A 15,898-nucleotide genomic window follows, 5' to 3' on the forward strand; every position below is an offset into this window, starting at 1 on the left:
CACCCGGTTACATTCCGAACCCGGAAGTTAAGCTCTTCAGCGCCGATGGTACTGCACCGGGGACGGTGTGGGAGAGTAGGTCGCCGCCGGACAATTTTTGTAGCGGGGCTCTGGACGTTCGTCGTCCGGGGCCCCGCTTTTTCGCGTTTCCCGGGTTTCCGCACGGGTGTTTCTACGGCGCTGTCGTGCCGTACGGCGGGCTCGCCGAGACCAACCGGTGAGGCTCGAGGCTCGTCATGCCAGGCGTCCTTGACCGGTACGGCTCGCCGGCTGACGGAGCGGCCGACTCGATCTCCGCTGAGACGCAGAGGCGAGGGGGTCACCGGTAGCCGAGTCGTCGGCGTACTTTCGTCGACTGGATGTTGATGCCTGAGCACAGGGGGCAGAGGAGGCCTGGGCGGTTGCTAGGCTGGAGATGCCGGGCCACCCCACCGCGGGTGGCCTTCGTCGCGCTGGACCACGGATAGGGCGGGGCAGCGATATCGAACGGGGCGTATCCCGTGGCCGAAGACCGCCCGTACAGCGATCGCCCATCCACAGACGAAGAGGGCGCGCTCGCCGGTGAGCAAATGAATGGACCAGAAGTGAACAGTGATAACGGGCGTGACGGCACGGGCCGGCGCGGAGAAGGCGAGAACCGCGAGTTCGGCGGTCGAGAGAGCGGCCGAGGGGGCCGTGAGTGGGGACGTTCAGGTGACGGTCCCCGATATGGCGAGCGCCGCGAAGGGCGTGGAGGCGGTTCCTACGGTTCCCGGGAGCGGGGTGAGCGCCCCGGTGGTTACCGCGACAGCGGTGAGCGGCGTCCGTTCAACCGCGATGATCGGCCGGGTCAGGGGCGTGATGATCGCGGTGAGCGGCGTACATATGGTGATCGTGATCAGGCGCGTAGCCGGTACGGTTCCCGCGACCGTGACGATCGCCCCGGCTACGGTCGTGATGACCGCGGCCAGCGGCCTCCGTTCAACCGCGAGGAGCGTCCCGGTCAGGGGCGCGACGATCGTGGTGAGCGGCGTCCCTTCAACCGCGAGGAGCGTCCCGGTCAGGGCCGTGATGATCGCGGTGAGCGGCGTACGTATGGTGATCGTGATCAGGCGCGTAGCCGGTACGGTTCCCGCGACCGTGACGATCGCCCCGGCTACGACCGTGGCGATCGTGGTCAGCGACCTCCGTTCAACCGCGATGACCGTGGTGAGCGGCGTCCCTTCAACCGCGAGGAGCGTCCCGGTCAGGGCCGTGACGATCGTGGTGAGCGGCGTCCGTTCAACCGTGACGATCGTCCCCGTGGTGGTTACCGCGATGACCGTGGTGAGCGGCGTCCGTTCAACCGCGATGATCGGCCGGGCTCTGCTCGTGATGATCGCGGTGAGCGGCGTACGTATGGTGATCGTGATCAGGCGCGTAGCCGGTACGGTTCCCGCGACCGTGACGATCGCCCCGGCTACGGTCGTGATGACCGCGGCCAGCGGCCTCCGTTCAACCGTGACGATCGTGGTCAGCGGCCTCCGTTCAACCGCGATGACCGTGGTGAGCGGCGTCCCTTCAACCGTGACGATCGGCCGGGCTCTGCTCGTGATGATCGCGGTGAGCGGCGTACGTATGGTGATCGTGATCAGGCGCGTAGCCGGTACGGTTCCCGCGACCGTGACGATCGCCCCGGCTACGGTCGTGATGACCGCGGCCAGCGGCCTCCGTTCAACCGTGACGATCGTGGTCAGCGGCCTCCGTTCAACCGCGATGACCGCGGCCAGCGGCCTCCGTTCAACCGTGACGATCGTGGTCAGCGGCCTCCGTTCAACCGCGAGGAGCGTCCCGGTCAGGGGCGCGACGATCGTGGTGAGCGGCGTCCGTTCAACCGTGACGATCGTCCCCGTGGTGGTTACCGCGATGACCGTGGTGAGCGGCGTTCCTACGGCGACCGTGACGACCGCCCCCGCTACGGCCGTGAGGATCGAGGGGCACGTCCCTTCGGGGATCGTGACGGTGGATTCCGCTCCGAGGGCGGCGGATCCCGCACGCGTTACGGTCGTGACGAGCGGCCCGAGGAGCGCGAGGAGGCCCGGAGCCGGACGCGGGAGGAACTGCCCCCGCTGGCTCCCGACATCACGGCGGACGAGCTCGACAAGGACGTCAGGGACGAACTGCGCTCCCTCCCGCTCGACCTCGCCGACCTGGTCTCCTGCCATCTGGTGGCGGCCGGCCGGGCGCTTGAGGAGGACGACCCTGAGCGCGCCTACGAGCACACCAAGGTGGCCCGTCGTTTCGCCGCCCGTATCGGTGTGGTCCGTGAGGCCGTGGGCATCGCCGCCTACCATTCCGGGCACTTCGCCGAGGCGCTCAGCGACCTGCGTGCGGCGCGTCGTATGACCGGATCCGACGCCTACCTGCCGGTCATGGCCGACTGCGAGCGCGGTCTCGGCCGTCCGGAGCGCGCTCTCGACCTGGTCCGATCCCCGGAGGCGGAGCGTCTCGACCGATCCGGCAAGATCGAACTCGCCATCGTGGAGTCGGGCGCTCGCCGGGACCTCGGCCAGAACGACGCCGCCGTCATCACTCTTCAGCGCCTCCCGGAGCTGCGCGACACGCGTCCGCACCCGTGGTCGGCGCGTCTCGCCTTCGCGTACGCCGATGCCCTGGCCGAGGCGGGGCACGAGGAGCCGGCCGTCGAGTGGTTCGGCCGCGCGATGGCCTTCGACGAGGACGGCGAGACCGACGCCGCCGAGCGGTACGCGCAGCTGACGGGGACCGTCATCGAGGACCTGGAGGAGGACGAGGACCTCGACGATGCCGCCGCACTCGATGCTCAGCTCGAGGACGAGGCGGACCTCGACGAGGGCGAGCCGGACCTCGGCGGTGTGTCCGATGAGACACCCGCCGTCGAGGAGCCGTCCGCGGAGGAGGAGCCTCCCGCGAAGGCCGCGGACGAGGCCGTACGCGGAGATGAGGCCGCTGGAGCCGAGGCCGACGAGGCGGACGAGGCCGAGACCCGGGAGACCGGGGCTGGTGATGAGGCGGCCGAGGCCGTCGAGGACGACGTCGCGAAGGCCGGGGGGAAGGCCGAGGCCGGCATTGGCCCGGCCTTCATCGAGCCGAATTTCGGCGACACCCTCGACGACACGAACGAGGACGGGGACGAGGACGAGAAGAAGTAGCGGTTCCACGCCGCCTCGGGTGGGTCGGAAGGCTCACCCGAGGCGATACGGGATCGGGCCGGAGGGAGCCGGAGGTCATCGGCTCGATCTGCGGCGGCTTCGGCTCAGGGCTGAACCCGGTTCAGCCAGTGGAGGATTCCGGCCACGTTGGACGGGGCGCCGCTGAGCAGCTCGAACTGCTCGGCCGTCCCGTCGTCGTCCTTCAGGGCCGCGTACCGCTCCCGGGTGCGCTCCCTGACCATGGCCACCGCGTGGTCGAGGTCCATGCCCTCGGAGTGGGCCCGGCGGGTCAGATCCACCCAGACGCGTAGTTCCTCCGCCGAGCGCTCCAGTGTCTCCGCCACGTTCGCGACCGGTCCGTAATGGCTGAACAGGAGTCGCTGGGGGGCCAGTGACTCGAACAACGCGATCGAGTCGAGCGCGGTCCGCAGGTCGAAGTCCGGGGGCGGGGTCGCCGGTCGCAGATCTCCCGTCTGCGGAAGATAGACGCCGGCTGCGTCGCCTACGTAGAGATCCCCCGTGCCGGAGTCGATCAGGCCCACGTGGTGCTTGGCGTGTCCCGGAGAGTAGTGGCTGCTCAGGGTGCGGCCGTTGCCGAGATCGATGCTCCCCGTGTCTCCGAGGGCACGGATGCGCGACGACTCGGTGGGGGAGAGCTCCCCGAAGAGGGTGTCCAGCTTGTCGCCCCAGACCATCCGGGCGCTGGACATGAGCCGCGAGGGGTCGGCCAGATGCCGGGCGCCTTTCTCGTGGACCACGATCTCGGCCTCCGGGTAGAAGCCCGCGATGTCGCCGACCCCGCCCGCGTGGTCCAGGTGGATGTGCGTCACGACCACCGTGGCGAGGTCCGCGGGGCCCACACCCAGGGAGGTGAGGGCGTCGCGCACGATCGGGGCGGAGGTGGACGTGCCCGTCTCGACCAGACAGGGACGGTCTCCCAGGATCAGGTATCCCGCTGTGATGCCGGAGTATCCGGCCATTCTCGTGTCGATCTCATAGACCTCGCCGCCGAGAGCGGTGATGTTGTCCACAGGTCACCTCAGAACTGGAACCGGCATCCCCAGAACGGCGTTCGGCCATTCCGGCACAGCTCACATCGTAAAGAGTCGTCTCCGATCGGCAGAGGCAGAGATCGGAGGAAGATTCGATGGATCGCAACGAGGTCGTCCTGGTGGGTCGCCTGCCCGAGGCGGCGAGCGTCAGGAAACTGCGAAGCGGGAGCGCGCTCACCAGGTGGCGGCTGATCGTCCGTCGGCAGCAGCGGGCCCGGAGGATCCAGGTTGACACCATCCCCTGTGCGTCGTTCGCCCCGGAAGTGGCTCTGGCCGCCGTCGGGTGGCTACCCGGTGACATGGTCGAGGTGACGGGTTCGCTTCGCCGTCGATGGTGGGGTGACGACGGATCCAAATCCTCCGGCTACGAGGTGGAGGTTCGCTCGGCGAGGCATCTCGGCCCCGCTCCCGGGGCGGCACCCGCCGGTGACCGGGGCGGGGAGGAGGCGGCCCTGGATCGGAACGGGGGCGGGGAGGGGACGGCCCCGGCCGTCATGCCGCCTCCCGGATCCGCGCCCGTCCGGAGCTCCACGTCGAAACCGCCGGTGCGACCCGGTCGGGCACGCTCACCGCTGCGGGCCGGAGCAGTCCCGTCCGATGAGAACCGCGGTAGCGGGTCGCGGGGCGGCGGAGCCGAGGCAGGGCGGGGGCGGACGCCATGAGCACGCGGAGGTCACGCCTTGTAACGGCGGGCGCCTCCCGGACGGCGGGCGGCCCTCGGACGGAGCCTGCGGATCGGGATGAGGACACCGTGGCCGACCGGACGATGGGCCGGACTTCGCCGCGAGGCCTTCACCCGCGCCTTCATCGCCGGTCTTCGTCCTCAGTCGAGGTCGAACATTCGCAGGACCAGACCTGTGCGGGGCTTGGGGCCGAAAGAAGTGGACTTGCGCGGCACCCGTTCCCTGTGGGACGCGACGGCGAGCACGTCGTCGACCTTCAGGGGGTTCATGAGCACGGCGGTTCCGCCCGAATCCCGGGCGAGCCGTACCGCGGCCTCCGCGTCGTGGTGCACGACCCGCACGGACCGCTCTTCATCGGGCATCCCCCAGATCTCGGGGAGCAGGAACTCGGCGAGGACCGAGGTGTTCAGCGCTCTCCAGCGGGCCGAGCGGTCGGCGGGCATGGCCCGCTCCAGACGTTCCCGGTTCGGGTCGGTGAGGAGGTGGGCGGTGCCTCCGGCCGACAGCAGGTAGGCCGGCTCCGCCGCGGCCGCCAGCGCGGAGAGCCCCTCGCCGAGGGATCCGTACTCCCGGATCCTCCAGGCATCCCCGGCCCGGGTGAGCGCTTCACCGAGCGGCAGCCCCGGGATCACCCGGTGGATGGCCTTGAGGTTGGGCGGGTAGGCGGTGGAGTCGACCAGGAGTGCCAGGCCGAAGTCCCGGGCGCCCGGTATCGGCGGCCGCCCCGGCGCGGTGGCTCCGGCGGCGGCTTCGGCGGCGTGGTGCTCCCGCTGGAGGGCGAGATAAGTGGCGTAGCGGTGATGACCGTCGGCGATCAGCGCCCTGCGGGGACGCAGATCCTCATTGAGCAGGGCGAGCTCTTCGGGGGCGGTGATGGCCCACAGCCGGTGTCGCACCCTGTCATCGGTCGTCGCCTCGGCCAGGGGCGTCCGTGAGGCGGCGATCTCGTCCACGAGCCTGGTGGCCGGCCCGCCGTCGCCGTCGTAGAGCAGGAAGATGGGCTCCAGGTTGGCCTCGGTCGTGCGCATCAGGGCCAGGCGGTCGGCGACGGGCCCCGGCATGACGTCCTCGTGCGGCAGGATGATCTGCTCCTCGGGGCCTGCCAGACCCACGTCCCCGATGAGCCCCCGCTGCAGGATCCCGGGTCCGGTCTGCTCGTAGACGTACACGGCGGGTGACTCGTCGGCCACCAGCACGCCGGAGGACAGCCAGGTCCGAAGGGTCTCGCGGGCTTCGGCGTAGCGGTGGCGGTCGCTGCCGGGAAGGATGAGCCGCACCACGTTGTTGGGGTGTGTGTCGAGGAGCTCCCGAGCGCCGACCTCTGAGATGAGGTCATAGGGCGGGGAGATCACCTCGGCCAGATCGCCGACCGCGAATCGCACGCCGCGAAACGGGCGTAGCACCAGCCCGTCAGGTGCCGGCAGTTCAGGATTCGCCATGGAGGGCATGTTGTCACAAAGGCCTGTAAGGCTCGGGGGCCGTCTTGAGGGCGCACTGGTGCCCGGGTCGTCAGGGAATCGGTCAGATCTGTCATCTGTCGATGAAGGAGGCCTCACATATGGTCCAAGGACGCAGCGGTTCGCCTGATTCCCCCGATCCAGAGGCGGGCGCTCCCGTCGGGGACGTCTATGACTGGTTTCAACGCGGGATGAAACTTCTGACCGAGGGCAGCCCGGCCGCCGCGGCCTCGCTGCTGGAGCGGGCCGCCGACGCCGAACCGGAGTCGCGCAGCATCAGGGAGGGGCTCGCCCGGGCCCAGTTCAACTCGCGGCAGTACGCCGACGCCGTCGACAGTTTCCGCTGGATCATCGACGCCAACCCGGCCGAGGACTACGCGTACTTCGGTCTGGGGCTCGCCCTGTGGCGCACCGGGGACATGGAAGCGGCGCAGGAGCCCCTGGCGATCGCCGTCGCGATGCGCCCCGACCAGCGTCATTACGTGTCGGCGCTGCGGAGCGTCCGTGCGACCCTCCGCGCCCGTCAGGCATGACGACCGGGGTGGTGGAATAGGGCGGTGGATTCCAACGCGCTCATCGATCCCTACGACACCCTCCTCCTCGATCTCGACGGCGTGGTCTATCTGGGCCGCGACGCCGTTCCGGGGGCTCCGGAGGCGTTGCGGCGGGCGGCGGAGGAAGGGATGCGGCTCGCCTACGTCACCAACAACGCCTCACGCACTCCCGGGGCGATCGCCGAGCACCTGAGCGCGCTCGGCGCCCCGGCGCGTGCCGAGGACGTCGTCACCTCGGCCCAGGCCGCCGCGCGGCTGGTGGCCGAACGGGTCGAGCCCGGTTCGGCGGTGCTGGTGGTCGGGGGGATGGGATTGCGCAGCGCCCTTCGCGCACACGGCCTGCGCCCGGTGAGCACCGCGGCGGAGGGGCCCGCCGCGGTCGTGCAGGGCATCGCTCCCGACCTCTCCTACGGTCTGCTCTGCGAGGGTGCCCTGGCCGTACGGCGGGGCGCCCTGTTCGTGGCGGCCAACGCCGATGCCACTATGCCCTCGGGCCGCGGTGAACTGCCGGGCAACGGGTCGATGACCCGGGTGATCGCCACGGCGACCGGGGTGGAGCCCGTCGTCGCCGGGAAGCCGGAGCCACCCCTGCACCGGGAGTCGATGCTGCGCACCGGCTCCCGGCGGCCCCTGGTGGTCGGTGACCGGCTCGACACCGACATCGAAGGGGCGATGAACGCGGGGGTGGACGCCCTGCTGGTGCTGACCGGCGTGACCGCGCCGCTCGACCTGCTGACGGCGGGCCCCCGCGGGAGGCCCACCTACGTCGCCGCGGACCTGTCGGCGCTGCACCGGCCCTACCCCGCGGTGCGGCGGTCCGGGGACGGATGGGTCTGCGAGGGCTGGACCGCCCGTTGGGAGAGCGGCCGGCTGCGCCTCGACGGCCATGGGGAGGGGATCGACGCTCTCCGCGCGGCCTGTGCCGCGACATGGGAGGCCGCCGGCGAAGGGAGGGCGGACGAGGACGCGGTGAAGGCCGCTTTGGGCTCCTCACTGCCGGGGGAGGGCGTCCGCCGTCGATGATCCGGTCACACGGGGCGGCACGGGTCGTGGATGCCGAAGACTCCGAGGATCAGAGGAGCTTGCGGAGCCGGAGGAGGTCGCCGAAGCTGGCGTCGATCTTCACTTTGCCACCGAACAGGGCGCGCCCCATGTCCAGCTCCCCGTTGACCAGGGAGATCAGATCGTCACTGCCGATGGTCAGCTTCACGTCGGCGGGCCTGCCGTCGGCGGAGGGCCTCTCCTCGAAGGGGCCAAGGCCGCCGTGGTGGATGCGTCCGTAAAAAGTGACGCCGAGGTCGCTGATGTGGCAGCTGATGCTGCGCTCGACCACGTGCTTGGCGCGGCTCGCCTGGTCAACCTCGTCGAACTGTTCGCCGAGTCTGCGCAGTGCCACCCGGCACTCGTCGACGGTCGCCATCGCGCGACGCTCCTTTCTCTTTCCGGACGCTTCCGGATCCTTTGACGTACGGACGGTAGCGTTCCACATGAACATAATGTGCGATCCGGCGTCCGGGGGTTCGCCGGAGGGGGGAGGCGTCGCCATGGTGTTCGATGCGCTGCGCGGTTACCTGCAGGGGGCCACCGGCCTCAGCGAGATGACGACGGCCAGGGCGCGGGAGGTGGTCCGTGACCTGTTCGGTCTGAGGGAGGCGGAGTCACCGCAGGCGTCCGATCAGATCGACGAGATGGCCAGGGAACTGGTCACGGCGGGGGAGGAGAGCCGGAACCAGCTCGACGAGATCATTCAGAACGAGGTGAACCGCCTGGTCGACGCGTTCGATCAGGCGCACGAGAGAGAGATCGAGGAGATCGACCGGCTGCGGACGCGCGTGGCCGAACTGGAGGCCCGGCTGGCCGAATCCGAGACGGCCGCACCGCGCGCCACGCGGAGCCGTACCGCCGCGAAGACCGCGAAGACCGCGAAGAAGCCGGACGGGACCGCCGGGAAGGCAGCAAAGACGGCGAAGACGGCGAAGGCCACGGGAAAGGCCGCGGTGAAGACGGGGGCGGCGAAGACCGCCGGCGAGGCCGAGGCGAAGGAGAAGCCTGAAGGGGCCGTCGCGAAGGCCGGAAAGACGGGGAAGGCCGCCGGGAAGGCGACCGCCGAGACGGGGAAGGCCACCGCGAAGACGGAGAAGGGGACGGCGAAAACGACCGCGAAGGCGGGGAGGGGTACGGCGAAAGCGGCTGAGGAGACGAGGAAGGGCACCGCGAGTACGGCGAAGGCCACGGGAAAGGCGGCGGAGAAGAAGACCGCTGGGGGGACCACCGGCAAGGCCGCCACGTCGCCCGGGACCGCAGGCAAGGCCACCGAGAAGTCCGAGGAGAGGGCCACCGGCAAGGCCGCCGCGTCGCCCGGGACCGCGGGCAAGGCCGCTGAGAAGTCCGGGACCGCAGGCAAGGCCGCTGCGAAACCCGGGGCCACTGGCAGGACCGCCGCGAGAACCGGTGGCGAGGCCGCGGAGAAGCCGGGGGAGGACACGGGCAAGGACGGGAAGGGCGCTGACAGGGCGACCGCGAAGGCCGAGAAAGCAGCCGAGCGGGCGACCGCGAAGGCGGAGAGGGCCGCGGAGAAGGCCGCTGAGGCGGGCAGGTCCGCGGAACGCGCCGAGAAGGCGGCGAAGGACACGGAGCGGGCCCGGGAGGCGTCCGGCGAGGGCGGCGAGGCGGGTCAGGGCGGCGGTGGCGCCGCGCCGCGGAAGACCGGTGGAAGATCCACAGGAAAGACCGCAGGAAAGACCGAGGAGAGAGCCGCCGGGAAGACCGAGGAGAGAGCGGCCGGGAAGACCGCGGGGAAGGCGGGCCGTACGACCGGGACGACGCGTGCCGCGGCGTCCGATACCGTCAAGGCGTCCACGGGCGGGGCGTCCCGTGCCCGTGCGGCGGACAGGACAGCGAAGAGGACGACGAAGAGCACTTCCGGAGGGGACGGATGACCCACCTGCCCGAAGAGACCGGCGAGGAAGAGACCGGTGGAGAGCGGGTCGACGCCGTGCTGAACGGGCTGACCCGGCTCGGCGAGATGCCCGTCTCGGCGCATGTGGGCGTGTTCGAGGAGGTGTTCGCCGGACTGGAGGGGGTGCTCGCGTCGGCGGACGACACCGCGGACCGGCGCCGGTGAGCCGGCGGGCACGTCTCGACAGCGAGCTCGTTCGTCGCCGGCTGGCCAGATCCAGGGAGCAGGCGGCCCAGCTGATCGAGGCCGGCCGGGTCACCGTCGGGGGCCAGGTGGCCGCCAAGTCCGCGACCCAGGTGGACACCGCCGCCGCGATCGTGGTGGCCGAGGCCCCCGGCGGTGTCGACTACGTCTCGCGGGGGGCGCACAAGCTGCTGGGCGCGCTGGAGGCGTTCGGGCCCCGTGGCCTGACCGTCTCCGGGCGGCGCTGCCTGGACGCCGGGGCCTCGACCGGGGGCTTCACCGACGTGCTGCTGCGCAACGGCGCGGCGCACGTGCTGGCGGTGGACGTCGGGTACGGCCAGCTCGCCTGGTCGCTGCGGACCGACGAGCGGGTCACGGTCATGGAGCGGGTCAACGTCAGGGACCTGACGCCCGACATGGTGGGGGAGGCTCCCACCCTGGTCGTGGGCGACCTGTCCTTCATCTCGCTGCGCCTGGTGCTGCCGGCCCTGACCCGCTGCGCCGCCGGGCGGGCCGACTTCGCGATGCTGGTCAAGCCTCAGTTCGAGGTGGGCAAGGAGCGGGTGGGCGCCGGCGGCGTCGTCCGGGACCCCGCCCTGAGGGCTCAGGCCGTACGAGACGTCGCCGAGGCCGCCCGGGGCCTCGGTCTCGTCGTGCGCGGCGTCACCGCGAGTCCGCTGCCCGGCCCGTCCGGCAACGTCGAGTACGTCGTCTGGCTGGGCAAGGGAGAGGGCGCGCCGCCGGTCGCCGACGTCGAGGCGGAGATCGGGCGCGCGGTGGCGGAAGGACCCCGCTAGGGTCTGTCGGTGGACGCGCCGAAGGCGCCGGTGCTCACCCCCCGAAAGAGTGGAACATGACGATCAAGCGCACCGTGCTGGTCACCGCCCACACCGGGCGGCAGGCGGCCGTCGAGAGCGCCCGGCTGGTGATCGGGCGGTTGCTGGAGGCGGGGGTGGCGGTGCGCGTCCTCGGCTCCGAGGCCGAGGCCGTGGCGTGCGCGGGCGCCGACGTGGTGCCGGACACCGCCGTGGCCGTCCAGGACGCCGAGATGATGATCGTGCTCGGCGGTGACGGCAGCCTGCTGCGGGCCGCCGAGTTCGCCCGTCCGGCCGGGGTGCCGCTGCTGGGGGTCAACCTCGGGCACGTCGGGTTCCTCGCGGAGGCGGAGGTGGAGGACCTGGCGGTCGCGGTGGACTGCGTGGTCCGGGGCCGCTACGACGTTGAGGAGCGGATGGCCGTCGAGGTCACCGCCCGCCTCAACGGGCGGCTGCTGGCCGACACCTGGGCGCTCAACGAGGCGACGGTGGAGAAGAACGACCGGATGCTGGAGGTGGTCGCCGAGATCGACGGGCGGCCTCTGTCACGATGGGGGTGTGACGGGGTCATCTGCGCCACTCCGACCGGTTCGACCGCGTATGCTTTCTCGGCCGGCGGCCCGGTGGTGTGGCCGGAGGTGGAGGCGTTGCTGCTGGTGCCGATCAGCGCCCACGCGCTGTTCGCCCGGCCGCTGGTGGTCTCCCCGCGGTCCCGGCTGGCGCTGGAGGTCCAGCCGGAGACGGCCGGGGCCGTGCTGTGGTGCGACGGCCGCCGCCGCTTCGATCTGCCCGCCGGGACACGGATCGAGGTGCGCCGCGCGGAGGTGCCGGTACGGCTGGCGCGACTGCACGGCCTGGAGGACACCGGGGCGCCGTTCACCGACAGGCTGGTCGCCAAATTCGGCCTTCCTGTGCAGGGGTGGCGCGGCCGGGCGAGGCCGTAGATCATCCCGGCGATCACGGTGCCGAGCGCGTAGGATCGTGCCCGCGCACCGCACTGATGTTCGGTGAATTCGATGTGACGGGAGGGACCAGTGCGACCCAGGGTCGAGGAGGTCCGCATCCAAGGGCTCGGCGTGATCGACGAGGCCGTCCTGGCGTTGTCGCCGGGATTCACCGTGCTCACGGGCGAGACCGGCGCGGGCAAGACGATGGTGGTGACCGGCCTGGGGCTGCTGTTCGGCGGCCGGGCCGACCCGGCCCGCGTCCGTCCGGGCTCCGACCGGGCGACCGTCGAGGGCACTCTCGTGGTGAACCCGGCGGGCCGGGTGGCCCAGCAGGTGCAGGACCTCGGGGGAGAGGTCGAGGACGGCGAGCTGATCATCTCGCGCACGGTCTCGGCCGAGGGCCGCAGCCGGGCCTGGCTGGGCGGGCGCACCGTCCCGGTGGGCACGCTGACCTACCTCGCCGAGGACCTCGTGGCCGTCCACGGCCAGATGGACCAGCAGCGGCTGCTGCAGCCGGGCCGTCAGCGCGCGGCCCTCGACCGTTACGCCGGCGAGGAGCTGGTCAAGCCGCTGCGCGCCTACGAGCAGGCCTACCGGCGCCACCGGCAGGTGACCGACGAGCTCGCCGAGATCACCGCCCGCGCCCGGGAGCGCGCCCAGGAGGCCGACATGCTCCGGTTCGGGCTGGAGGAGGTCGAGCGGGCCGAGCCCAAGGCGGGTGAGGAGGCCGAACTGCGCGAGGAGGAGGAGCGGCTCTCCCATGCCGACTCGCTCCGCGGTGCGGCGGAGACCGCGCACCGGGCGCTGCTCGGTGACCCGATGGCCGGTGACCAGGACCTCCGGGACGCCGTCACGCTGGTCGGGCAGGCACGCTCCGCCGTCGAGGCGGTCCGTGACTTCGACCCGGCGCTGGCCGGGATCGCCGACCGGCTGGCCGAGGCCGGCTACCTCATCTCCGACGTGGCCACCGAGCTGGCCGCCTACGCCGAGTCGGTCGAGGCCGACCCGGCCCGCCTCTCGATGGTGCAGGAGCGCCAGGCGGTGCTGACCCATCTGGTGCGCAAGTACGGCGAGGACACCCGGGCCGTGCTGGCCTGGGCGGAGCGGGCCGCGCGGCGCGTCACCGAGCTGGAGGGCGACGACGAGCGGATCGGCGAGCTGACCCGCGAGCAGGAGGAGCTCACCGGCCGTCTCACCGAGCTCGCGGCCGAGCTGACCCGGATCCGCGCCTCCGCCGCCGAGCGGTTCGGGCAGGCGGTGACCGAGGAGCTCTCGGCGCTGGCCATGCCGCACGCCCGGGTGGTGGTCGTCATCACGCCCGCCGCCGAGTTCGGCCCGCACGGCCTGGACGAGGTGGAGCTGCGGATGTCCCCGCACCCCGCCTCACCGCCCCTGCCGCTGAACAAGGGGGCCTCCGGCGGCGAGCTGAGCCGGGTGATGCTCGCCATCGAGGTGGTCTTCGCCGGCGCCGACCCGGTGCCGACGTTCGTCTTCGACGAGGTCGACGCGGGCGTGGGCGGCAAGGCGGCGGTGGAGATCGGCCGCCGCCTGGCCCGTCTGGCCCGCACCGCCCAGGTGATAGTCGTCACACACCTGCCCCAGGTCGCGGCGTTCGCCGACCAGCACCTGGTGGTGGAGAAGGCGAGCGACGGCAGCGTGGTCCACAGCGGCGTGGTGGCGCTCGACCAGGACGGCCGGGCCCGGGAGCTGGCGCGCATGCTCGCCGGCCTTGAGGACTCCGAGCTGGGCCGCGCGCACGCCGAGGAACTGCTGGCGATCGCCGCCGCCGACAAAAGGGGTTGAGGAGGACTGTTCACGCCCATTCGGGGGAGCAGCCGGACGCGGGGAATCCGCGGTGACGAATCCGGCGGGCATCGGGCTGCCCGGCTCACCCGGTCGTCACCTCTGGCAGGATGGGTTCGATGAAGGTGCCGACTGACGGGCCTCGACGCAGGCTCACCGGTTACCTCCGCCACAGGAAGGTCTCGGACCTTCCCGGGGTGACGGCCGTGGCGCGGATCGACCGGCGGACGAAGAGGCTCACCAAGCGCCTCCGTCCCGGGGAGATCGCGATCATCGACCACGTCGACGTCGACCGGGTGAGCGCGGAGGCCCTTGTCGCGTGCGGCGCGGCGGGCGTGGTCAACGTCGCCGCGGGCATCAGCGGGCGCTACCCCAACCTGGGGCCGCAGATCATCGTCGAGGCCGGCGTGCCGTTCGTCGACAACGCCACCCCCGAGCTGTTCGACCGGATCTCCGACGGCGACCTGATCCGGCTGCACGACGGCGTCGTCCACCTCGACGACGAGATCGCCGGCAAGGGCGACGTGCAGACGGCCGAGTCCGTCGAGGCCGCCATGGCCGAGGCGCGGGCCGGGCTGACCACGCAGATCGAGGCGTTCGCGACCAACACGATGGAGTACATCCAGCGTGAGCGGGACCTCCTCATCGAAGGCGTCGGCGTGCCCGAGGCCGTCCACACCTCCATGGAGGACAGGCACGTCCTCATCGTGGTGCGCGGTTACCACTACAAGGAGGACATCGCCGTCCTGCGCCCCTACATCCGCGAGTACCGCCCCGTCATGATCGGGGTGGACGGCGGCGCCGACGCGCTCATCGAGGCCGGATACCTCCCCGATGTCATCGTCGGGGACTTCGACTCGGTGTCGGACAAGGCGCTCACCTGCGGCGCCGAGCTGGTCGTGCACGCCTACCGGGACGGCCACGCGCCGGGCCTGGAACGGATCCAGCGGCTCGGCCGCGACGCCGTCGTCTTCCCCGCCGTCGGCACCAGCGAGGACATCGCCATGCTGCTCGCCGACGACAAGGGCGCCGACCTGATCGTCGCCGTCGGCACCCACGCGACGCTGGTGGAGTTCCTCGACAAGGGACGCGCCGGCATGGCCAGCACCTTCCTCACCCGCCTGCGGGTGGGGAGCAAGCTCGTCGACGCCAAGGGCGTCAGCCGGCTGTACCGCAGCCGGATCTCCACCCCGTCACTGCTCCTGCTCGTGGCCACCACGCTGATCACCATGGGGGTGGCGATCATCGTCTCCCCGGTGGGCAAGATCTGGCTGGACAGCGTCCGCGACATCTGGAACGGCTTCATCTTCTGGTTGGTCGGACTCTTCTCGTGATCGATTTCCGCTATCACCTCGTCTCCATCGTCGCGATCTTCCTGGCGCTTTCGGTCGGCATCGTGCTCGGCACCAGCTTCCTGGAGGACCCCGCCATCAAGGCGACGGAGATCTTCGCCAACCAGCTCCGGGTGAGCAACGAGGAGTACCGCGACCAGCTGGAGACCGTGCAGAAGCGCGAGGCGGCCAACGACGCCTTCGTCACCGACTCGGCCCCCCGCCTGGTGCAGAACGCCCTCGCCACGGAGAGCGTCGTCATCGTCGAGGCCCCCGGCGCCACGACCGCCATGCGTGAGGGGGTCCAGGATCTCCTCACCAAGGCGGGGGCCACGGTGACCGGCCGGGTCGTCCTCGACGAGAGCTACGTCGACGCGGCCCAGGCCCCCCTCATCGAGAAGCTCGCCGACGACGTCAAGCCGGCCGACATGGTCTTTCCCGCCGACGCCACGCCGTACCGGAAGGTGGCCGCCGCGCTCGCCGGGGCGATCGTGACCGACGACCCGGCCCAGATCGGCAAGGAGAACCCGGTGGCCGCCGGGGTCCTGGACGCCTTCGAGGCCGGTGGGCTGCTCACCGTCACCGGCCAGCCGGCCAAGCGCGCCGACCTGGCGGTGCTGATCGCCCCGGCCGAGCCGTACACCGGGGAGAGCGCGGCCCAGCAGGCGAACGCGATCGTGTCGATGGCGCTGGGCCTGGACGAGACCGGCCGGGGCGTCGTCGTGGCCGGCGCGCCGTCCTCCGCCACGGCCGGTGGGACCATCGCCGCGCTGCGTGACGACACCGCCGCCGCCGAGAAGGTCTCCACCGTCGACAACGCCGATATGCCCATGGGGCGGGTCGTGGTGGTCTACGCTCTGCGGGAGCAACTGTCCGGGGCCACCGGCCAGTACGGCATCGGCTCGGGCGTCTCGGGCGTCGAGCCCAGCGCGTCGCCGGCCCCCACGGCCACCTCCGGAGGATGA

The 15,898-nt window shown here is 71.4% G+C and carries 15 protein-coding genes and 1 rRNA gene; 12 read left to right on the forward strand and 4 right to left on the reverse strand.

Annotated elements, in window-relative coordinates; translation table 11 throughout:
• Positions 1-92, forward strand: a 5S ribosomal RNA gene (gene rrf, locus ACZ6W9_RS19015); the annotation flags it as partial.
• A gap of 597 nt (positions 93-689) precedes the next feature.
• Here rrf and ACZ6W9_RS19020 read toward each other — a convergent pair.
• On the reverse strand, positions 690-2,591 hold the full coding sequence (locus ACZ6W9_RS19020) for a hypothetical protein (RefSeq protein WP_470118857.1): 1,902 nt from the start codon (positions 2,589-2,591) through the stop codon (positions 690-692).
• Here ACZ6W9_RS19020 and ACZ6W9_RS19025 point away from each other — a divergent pair.
• A complete protein-coding gene (locus ACZ6W9_RS19025) occupies positions 2,499-3,149 on the forward strand; it encodes a hypothetical protein (RefSeq protein WP_470118858.1) in 651 nt (216 codons plus the stop codon). The two genes, ACZ6W9_RS19020 and ACZ6W9_RS19025, sit on opposite strands and share 93 nt — an antisense overlap.
• A 104-nt stretch (positions 3,150-3,253) precedes the next feature.
• On the opposite strand, the gene ACZ6W9_RS19030 is transcribed toward ACZ6W9_RS19025, so the two are convergent.
• Positions 3,254-4,180, reverse strand: coding sequence for an MBL fold metallo-hydrolase (locus ACZ6W9_RS19030; RefSeq protein WP_470118860.1), 927 nt, complete (start codon positions 4,178-4,180; stop codon positions 3,254-3,256).
• A gap of 116 nt (positions 4,181-4,296) precedes the next feature.
• Here ACZ6W9_RS19030 and ACZ6W9_RS19035 point away from each other — a divergent pair, with 116 nt between their 5' ends.
• Complete coding sequence (locus ACZ6W9_RS19035; RefSeq protein ID WP_470118862.1) at positions 4,297-4,863, forward strand: single-stranded DNA-binding protein; 567 nt, start codon at positions 4,297-4,299, stop codon at positions 4,861-4,863.
• A 161-nt stretch (positions 4,864-5,024) separates the two neighbouring features.
• Here ACZ6W9_RS19035 and ACZ6W9_RS19040 read toward each other — a convergent pair whose 3' ends face one another.
• Positions 5,025-6,332 (reverse strand): DUF1015 family protein, encoded by a 1,308-nt coding sequence (locus ACZ6W9_RS19040; protein WP_470118863.1) that lies wholly within the window; start codon positions 6,330-6,332, stop codon positions 5,025-5,027.
• Between the two features lie 200 nt (positions 6,333-6,532).
• Between ACZ6W9_RS19040 and ACZ6W9_RS19045 the strand changes: the two genes are divergently transcribed.
• Positions 6,533-6,874 carry a tetratricopeptide repeat protein gene (locus ACZ6W9_RS19045; RefSeq protein ID WP_362944239.1) on the forward strand — a complete coding sequence of 114 codons (342 nt, stop codon included), beginning with the start codon at positions 6,533-6,535 and terminating at the stop codon, positions 6,872-6,874.
• A gap of 24 nt (positions 6,875-6,898) precedes the next feature.
• Positions 6,899-7,918, forward strand: a complete 1,020-nt coding sequence (locus ACZ6W9_RS19050; RefSeq protein ID WP_389968402.1) for an HAD-IIA family hydrolase — start codon at positions 6,899-6,901, stop codon at positions 7,916-7,918.
• Between the two features lie 49 nt (positions 7,919-7,967).
• On the opposite strand, the gene ACZ6W9_RS19055 is transcribed toward ACZ6W9_RS19050, so the two are convergent.
• Positions 7,968-8,315, reverse strand: a complete 348-nt coding sequence (locus ACZ6W9_RS19055) for an SCP2 sterol-binding domain-containing protein (RefSeq protein WP_362944234.1) — start codon at positions 8,313-8,315, stop codon at positions 7,968-7,970.
• Positions 8,316-8,517: 202 nt separating this feature from the next.
• On the opposite strand from ACZ6W9_RS19055, the gene ACZ6W9_RS19060 reads away from it, so the two are divergent.
• The 7 genes from ACZ6W9_RS19060 to ACZ6W9_RS19090 all read left to right on the forward strand — a co-directional run bounded on the left by ACZ6W9_RS19060 (position 8,518) and on the right by ACZ6W9_RS19090 (position 15,898).
• Entirely contained in the window at positions 8,518-9,834 is a 1,317-nt protein-coding gene (locus ACZ6W9_RS19060) for a hypothetical protein (protein WP_470118866.1), read from the forward strand.
• On the forward strand, positions 9,831-10,019 hold the full coding sequence (locus tag ACZ6W9_RS19065) for a hypothetical protein (protein WP_362944230.1): 189 nt from the start codon (positions 9,831-9,833) through the stop codon (positions 10,017-10,019). The genes ACZ6W9_RS19060 and ACZ6W9_RS19065 overlap by 4 nt, the downstream gene beginning before the upstream one ends.
• The gene (locus ACZ6W9_RS19070; protein ID WP_389968397.1) at positions 10,016-10,834 is read left to right on the forward strand and encodes a TlyA family RNA methyltransferase; all 819 of its coding nucleotides are present in this window, start codon (positions 10,016-10,018) and stop codon (positions 10,832-10,834) included. Before ACZ6W9_RS19065 ends, ACZ6W9_RS19070 begins: the two co-directional genes overlap by 4 nt.
• A 56-nt stretch (positions 10,835-10,890) precedes the next feature.
• On the forward strand, positions 10,891-11,796 hold the full coding sequence (locus ACZ6W9_RS19075) for an NAD kinase (protein ID WP_389968395.1): 906 nt from the start codon (positions 10,891-10,893) through the stop codon (positions 11,794-11,796).
• Positions 11,797-11,886: 90 nt separating this feature from the next.
• Positions 11,887-13,602: a DNA repair protein RecN gene (gene recN / locus ACZ6W9_RS19080; protein ID WP_389968393.1), complete on the forward strand. Its 1,716-nt coding sequence runs from the start codon at positions 11,887-11,889 to the stop codon at positions 13,600-13,602.
• Between the two features lie 119 nt (positions 13,603-13,721).
• Entirely contained in the window at positions 13,722-14,936 is a 1,215-nt protein-coding gene (gene steA / locus ACZ6W9_RS19085; protein WP_389968391.1) for a putative cytokinetic ring protein SteA, read from the forward strand.
• A complete protein-coding gene (locus tag ACZ6W9_RS19090; RefSeq protein ID WP_389968389.1) occupies positions 14,933-15,898 on the forward strand; it encodes a copper transporter in 966 nt (321 codons plus the stop codon). The genes steA and ACZ6W9_RS19090 overlap by 4 nt, the downstream gene beginning before the upstream one ends.

It is taken from the genome of Streptosporangium sp. NPDC053982, assembly GCF_055585205.1.